This window comes from Halomonas sp. KX33721 (assembly GCF_001596805.1).
Lineage (GTDB): Bacteria > Pseudomonadota > Gammaproteobacteria > Pseudomonadales > Halomonadaceae > Vreelandella > Vreelandella aquamarina.
On the sequence record NZ_LVIA01000076.1, the window covers coordinates 1 to 918 of the forward strand.

Annotated in this window: 2 protein-coding genes; both read left to right on the top strand. The window is 58.9% G+C overall.

Going from position 1 to position 918, the window contains the following annotated elements; genetic code table 11:
• The coding region (locus A3220_RS16330; RefSeq protein WP_164834409.1) for a zinc ribbon domain-containing protein at positions 1-303 on the top strand (303 nt) is incomplete at its 5' end.
• A 54-nt stretch (positions 304-357) separates the two neighbouring features.
• Positions 358-489 (top strand): type II toxin-antitoxin system VapC family toxin, encoded by a 132-nt coding sequence (locus A3220_RS18200; protein WP_164834410.1) that lies wholly within the window; start codon positions 358-360, stop codon positions 487-489.
• Positions 490-918 lie beyond the last annotated feature (429 nt).

Consider the following 918-nt stretch of genomic DNA (forward strand, 5'->3'; position numbering starts at 1 on the left):
TCCTGGCATGCCTTGATGACCAAGCTGGACTACAAGGCCAGGGAGCAGGGCAAGCATCTGGTCAAGATTGACCCGTGGTTTGCCAGCTCCAAGACCTGCCATGTCTGCCAGCACAAGATGGACGCCATGCCGTTGAACGTCCGGTCGTGGGAGTGCCCCGCCTGCCACACACAGCACGACCGGGACATCAACGCGGCGCTGAACATCAAGCATCAAGGCATTATCGAGCTGAAGGCGGAAGGGCTGTCCGTCTCTGCCCATGGAGGCTTGCGTAAGTCCGGCACATCGTCGGCAGCTGCCTGAGAAGTGGGAAGCCTCGCCCGTGGCGCGTCAGCGCTTAGGGCGGGGAGCAGTCACATGAAATTACCTGACAGCATCATTTCTGCATCTGCCACGGTGACGCAAACAACATTGGTCACAGACGATGCCAAATTGGCAGCTAAGCACCCAGGCAAAGCTATGTCTTTGAATATGCTCTTGAGTTCTTAAGAGTAGATGTCGTCACCGAGATTGAATGATTCACGGTGGCCCAATCCAGGCGGCTAATCGCCGCCTTCGCGGATGCCTCATTTGCTCGTCCCTCGCAAGATTCGTTACGCCGCGCTACGGGTGTCACGTACTTGAGGTGGACTAATTTGTAGCGCGGCGTAAGCGGAGCGCACCCGCGAAGCACCCCGCCAGGGGTGCCGATGGCGTCACCAAGATTTGATGGTTCACGGTGGCTCCATCCGGGCGGCTCACCGCTGCCTTCGCGGGTGCCTCATTTGCTCGTCCCTCGCAAGATTCGTTACGCCGCGCTACGGGGTGTCACGTACTTGAGGTGGGCTAMTTTGTAGCGCGGCGTAAGCGGAGCGCACCCGCGAAGCACCCCTCTAGGGGTGCCGATGGTGGCATTAGGTTGGATGAATTACGGTGGTG